This window comes from Neisseria sp. MVDL19-042950 (genome assembly GCF_030504625.1).
Taxonomy (GTDB): domain Bacteria; phylum Pseudomonadota; class Gammaproteobacteria; order Burkholderiales; family Neisseriaceae; genus Neisseria.
In genome coordinates this window covers 1-5,265 of sequence record NZ_JAUKWH010000023.1, presented here as the reverse complement: position 1 = coordinate 5,265, position 5,265 = coordinate 1, and the positions used below count along the sequence as shown (strand labels likewise).

5 protein-coding genes and 1 pseudogene are annotated in these 5,265 nt (G+C 39.5%); all 6 read left to right on the top strand.

Annotation, left to right across the window (positions count from 1 at the left end; all coding sequences use genetic code 11):
- Positions 1–599 (top strand): RHS repeat-associated core domain-containing protein (locus tag Q0X97_RS11725; RefSeq protein WP_302067599.1); only part of this gene is annotated, 599 nt, incomplete at its 5' end.
- A gap of 19 nt (positions 600–618) precedes the next feature.
- Positions 619–1,152: a hypothetical protein gene (locus Q0X97_RS11720; RefSeq protein ID WP_302067598.1), complete on the top strand. Its 534-nt coding sequence runs from the start codon at positions 619–621 to the stop codon at positions 1,150–1,152.
- A gap of 190 nt (positions 1,153–1,342) precedes the next feature.
- The gene (locus tag Q0X97_RS11715) at positions 1,343–2,806 is read left to right on the top strand and encodes an RHS repeat domain-containing protein (RefSeq protein ID WP_302067754.1); all 1,464 of its coding nucleotides are present in this window, start codon (positions 1,343–1,345) and stop codon (positions 2,804–2,806) included.
- Between the two features lie 20 nt (positions 2,807–2,826).
- Positions 2,827–3,360, top strand: a complete 534-nt coding sequence (locus Q0X97_RS11710) for a hypothetical protein (protein ID WP_302067596.1) — start codon at positions 2,827–2,829, stop codon at positions 3,358–3,360.
- A gap of 186 nt (positions 3,361–3,546) precedes the next feature.
- A pseudogene (locus Q0X97_RS11705) lies at positions 3,547–4,074 on the top strand (RHS repeat-associated core domain-containing protein); the annotation flags it as partial.
- Positions 4,075–4,493: 419 nt separating this feature from the next.
- Positions 4,494–4,955 (top strand): hypothetical protein, encoded by a 462-nt coding sequence (locus tag Q0X97_RS11700; protein WP_302067595.1) that lies wholly within the window; start codon positions 4,494–4,496, stop codon positions 4,953–4,955.
- The last annotated feature ends 310 nt before the right edge of the window (positions 4,956–5,265 follow it).

Sequence of the window (5,265 nt, the reverse complement as noted above, 5' to 3'; positions counted from 1 at the left end):
CGTTATCTTCGGAAAACAAAATCTATCCGAATATTCATCAGCCTTTCCGTTTGCAGAATCAATATTTTGATGCTGAAACGGGGCTTCACTATAACTTCTTCCGATACTATGAGCCGGATACGGGGCGGTTTGTGAATCAGGACCCGATCAGACTGGCAGGCGGTGATAACCTTTATCAATTAGCTCCTAATGTGTACTCTTGGATTGATCCTCTTGGTTGGATTCCTAGGATGCCTACTTGGTTGCCTACAAAACAAGGCTATCAGAGACAACATTTAATCCCTTACTCGTTGAGAAATCATCCTATTTTTGCAAATAGTGGTAGAAACATACATGGTGCTACAAATATGATGTATCTCCCTGTAAATGTAGGAATTGACCCTAACCCCAAGCTAGGACTTCATCGAGGATGGACAATAGAACATAAACTATATAATGAAATGGTGGAACGACGATTAGATAACTTACAAAGGCTTGCGAAAAGAAACAAATGGAGTAACAAAAAAATTGCCGAGGAAGTGTTGAAATTACAGAATGAATTAAGAAGGGGCTTTAAAACAGGTAAATATACTTGCGCTAGTCCAATTCAAAAGAAATAGTTTCAGAAAAGGAAAAAATATGAAATTTTACAATATATATTCTGCAGTTGATAATGAAGCTGCCTATGTAGATTTGAAGCAATCAGATATGGGCATTGATGATTTTATTGTTTATGATGAAGGCAGCTATCAGGAAGAAGCTATCTTTATTGCACAGGAAGGATATACTTTAAAAAATATATCTCAAACTGATTTCATCAAAACTATACCTAATATGCTTTTATTCTCTGAAAATTTTGTTAATAAACTATCTAAAAATTTAGAGAAAGAATTAGAGTTTTTCCCCGCAAAACTTAGAATTCAAAATGAAGAATTGAAGTGCTTTTTAGCGAAGATAAAATTATCAGTTCCATTAGTTGACTTTGAAAAATCAAGCTTTTATGAAGTTGATGGTGAGAAATTTATTGATTACCCGCCTGTTTTCCTTGAAAACATCCAAGGATTTGAATATTGTGCTAAAGAAAATTCTGATGATTTAATTTGGATTTTTACAGAAAAATTTAAAGATTTAGTTCTTGACAATGATCTAAAAATAGATTTTTTACCTGTTTAAAATAAAATTAGAAAAAATAGTTTGTGTGTTAAAAGCAGATTGAGTTGAAACCAATATAAAGCAAAGCAATCATGCCGTCTGAAAACTTTATCCGAAACTTTTTCAGACGGCATTTTCCTGTTCTTTAAAAAATTAACCTCTTTTAAGAATAGCAACGGCTAAGTACACCAGCCGCTACGACTACGACCCGATGGGCCGTCTGAAACACCAAACCGCCACCGCCAACCGCACCTTGCAGCACAACGGCAAACTCAATACCCTGGTCGGCGGCGCAGTGCGCCGAAGCTACCGCTACGATAAAGCCGGCAACCTGATTCAAACCGCCGACCAACGCAGCGGCGTATTGGATTACGTGTACGACAAACTCGGACGGATTGAAAGCGCCGTCAACAAACAAACCGGCAGCAGCGAAAAGTTCGCCTTCGACCCCGCGCACAATATTTTGTCGGATAAGGTTTCAGACGGCCTCAAAGACACCAAAGGCCTGCCTGAAAACCTTTCAGACAGGCATCACACCGGCCGTCTGAAAGGCCGCAACATCGGCAAAGGCAACCGCCTCGAAGCATACAACGGCACCGAATACACCTATGATGCCTTGGGCAATATGATTTACCGCCAACTGCCTAACGGCGAGAGCCAGTTGTTCCAATACGATACCGAAAACCAACTTATCCGCGCAGAGATTAAAAAGCCCAAAGGCAATACCGAGATTTGGGAGTATGCCTACGACCCGTTTGGGCGCAGGTTAAGCAAAGAGCGCAAAGACAAATTGGCGTGGATAAGCACCGCGCCGAAACGGACGCATTTCGTTTGGGACGGGACGAGACTGCTTCAAGAGTATAGCTATAAGGGCAGCTATACCTACATTTACACCGACCAAGATTCTTACGAACCCTTAGCCCAAGTCTTTGATAACCACAAAGACCGACAACAATATCTTTTTTATTTCCACAACAATCAGATTGGCACGCCTCATGAGATGACCGACATCCACGGCAATTTACTGTGGTACGGCAGTTACTCGGCTTGGGGTTCTCTTGTGTCTGAAAAGCGCATCTATGAAAACGTTCATCAGCCTTTCCGCTTACAGAATCAATATTTTGATGCTGAAACGGGGCTGCATTATAACTATTTCCGGTATTACGAAGCAGATACGGGTCGGTTTATGAATCAGGATCCGATTGGGTTGGTTGGCGGGGATAATTTATACCTGTTTGCTTTCAATGGGCAAATATGGGTGGATCCACTTGGGTTAAAATGTACTAGATTAGTTAAAGAGGCAGATGGTACTACTACATTAGAGATTAAAAATAAATTTAAACCAGGATCTTATGAGTCTAGGCAATTGCAAAGATTTGTAAGACTATGGAATCAGCAGATAGCTGCTGCAGGAGGTTCTATGACAAAAAGAGGAACTTTGACGCCTGTACAGCAACGCCTTAGTGATGCTTGGACACGGCTGATGAGAAGAAGATTTCCAGGGCGATTTAGAGGTAAAGTGGTTGGACATACACCAGATGCCACAATGGGAGGGTTAGTTGCTAATGGACGTGCTACGGCACTAAGTACTCAAGTTAATAGTTATTTGGGAGGTGTCGCAAGAGGGGTTCCTAATGGTACTGTGTATCATTCAGTTAGGCTGGCTAGATGGTAAATAATTATAGAAAGGAAGAAATGATGACAGAATTAACAGCTCTTCTTCAAAAATATAAAGAAGATTATGAACTTAGAAAATGTGAAGTAGTAAAAGAAGCAATTGCTTGTGGCATGACGGAAGAAGATGTATCTCCTTTTATTGATAAGCAAAAAATTAAAAAATCTACTAATAACATTGACACAATGCCTACATTAGCGAAAGGTATTGAGAAAATTTTATCTCCTTTGCTGGTCGAGAGATTTCAGTTCGCAGGCAATTGGATGGATATTGGGGAACAATTTCTCGGTATAGAAGAATTAAAGAAATTAATTGCTAGCAAAAATTTTCAAAAATGGTTACGTTCTATGAGAGAGAATTGGGAAGGGTCAGCACCTAATTTGTATCAAGATGATCAACTTTCCGTTTTTTCTATTATAGACAAAAATAATGGAAATTATAGTTTATTGGTATGGATTGAAAATGAGACAGAACCAGAGGTTTGGCGTTATTTTGGACAATCAGAGCAAAAATTTAAAAATTTAACAACATATTTTGAATGGTTGAGCAAATAATGAAGAAAGTACCTATTTGATATAGATAGAGTACACTTGAAATAATTATATGTAAATATAAAATATTTTGAAAAGCCGTCTGAAAACTTTATCCGAAACTTTTTCAGACGGCCTTTTCCTGCTCTTTAAAAAATTAACCTCTTTAAGAATAGCAACGGCTAAGTACAACCAGCCCGCTACGACTGCGATCCGTTCGGCAGACGCTTGAGCAAAGAACGAACCGATAAAGGCGCCTTAGCCGCTACCGCGCCGAAACAAACCCATTTCGTATGGGACGGCAGCCGTCTGCTGCAAGAATATAACTATCGCGGCAGCTACAGCTATATTTACACCGACCAAGACAGCTACGAACCGCTGGCGCAAATCTTCGATAACGCCAAAGACGGCAAACAATACTTAAGCTATTTCCACAACGACCAAATCGGCATCCCGCGCGAGATGACCGACCGGCTCGGCAATCTGCTGTGGTACGGCGAATATACCGCTTGGGGCCGTCTGAAAACAGACGAGCGGGTGTATCAGCATGCGCACCAGCCGTTTAGGTTGCAAAACCAGTATTGCGATGAAGAGACGGGGTTGCATTACAACCCGATGCGGTATTACGAGCCGGATGCGGGTCGGTTTGTGAATCAGGATCCGATTGGGTTGTGGGGCGGGGATAATCTATATACATTTGCCCGAAATATTCAAAAGTGGATTGACCCAATTGGTTTATGGGAGGGGCAACCTCGAGAAAACGGGAGATTTTCTTTTGGCAAAGACCCAAATCGCAAACCAAAACCATCTTCATCATCTTCACATGGAAATAGCAGAAATAGTTCACGTAATACCGTGTTATATAAATTAGTGAACCCAGATGGAAGCCTAAGCAAATGGGGCATTACATCTGAAGCAAATCCACTTAATCGATATACAAAAGAAGAGTTGGGAAATAGGAGAATGATTCCAATAGCTAGCGGTTCTCGATCTGATATGCTGGATTTAGAAAGAGCATTAACCTCGCGTTTTGGAGGGCCAGAAAACAAAGAAAGTTGGGCAAATACGATTAGAAATTTAACTAATCCAAATGCAGTCATAGATTCGTTTATGAGTCTAGGACGATGTGGAGTAGAAGATTTAAGGAAGAAAAAATAATGGAATCTATTAAAAGAAATAGTTTATTAAGTCCATTTGCAATTACGGGCGATGAGCTAGTAGCAGAGGCATATACTGAAATAATATATGGCAATTGGGGGATTGCTGCTAAATTTGAAAAATACTTTCCTCGTGGAACCTATGGTAAAGATTTGGATTTAATCTTATTTGAATTTTTTGTTTTAGGAGATACTGATTGGTTCACAGTCCCTGAAAAAATTTGTTTAGGACGCTATTCAAGTAAAAATAAAGATCTCTCTGTAAAAATACCAGTACCTAAAGAAGTGTCATTGGCTGTTCTGAACAAAGATGTGCAAACAGTTGAAGATTTTCTATTAAATACTTTTACTACTGCCAGAAACCTTATCTGTTCTAGACAATCATTAAAGAAACTAGATTTTAATTTTGAAAAATTTAAAGCAGATTATGACTTATTTTTAGAGAGCTTGAACAAGCCATAGACTACATAAGATACCCAATCCACAGGTAGCGTGCGTGCCTCGGCACGCGCGCATTGTTAGTTGATTTACCGAGATTTTCTGCTTTAACGGAAAGCTAAATGCCTGTTTGAAAACGAGTGAAGTGAGTTTCTATGCTACTAAAACAAACTGGCGAATTAAAGTTTCAGACAGGCATTTTATTTAAGCTGAAATCCAATCAAACAATAAGGCCTATCTGAAAATTTTATTCAATAACTTTTTCAGACGGCCTTTTCTGCTCTTTAACAATTTAGTTTCTTTGTAGCGGTTTTAAACATGAAGAAGACCTTAC

What these genes read in the sequence shown, in the direction of transcription:
- Q0X97_RS11700 (WP_302067595.1), top strand. Translation starts at nt 4,494, where the DNA reads ATGGAATCTATTAAAAGAAATAGTTTATTAAGTCCATTTGCAATTACG.
- Q0X97_RS11720 (WP_302067598.1), top strand. Translation starts at nt 619, where the DNA reads ATGAAATTTTACAATATATATTCTGCAGTTGATAATGAAGCTGCCTAT.
- Q0X97_RS11715 (WP_302067754.1), top strand. Translation starts at nt 1,343, where the DNA reads ATGGGCCGTCTGAAACACCAAACCGCCACCGCCAACCGCACCTTGCAG.
- Q0X97_RS11710 (WP_302067596.1), top strand. Translation starts at nt 2,827, where the DNA reads ATGATGACAGAATTAACAGCTCTTCTTCAAAAATATAAAGAAGATTAT.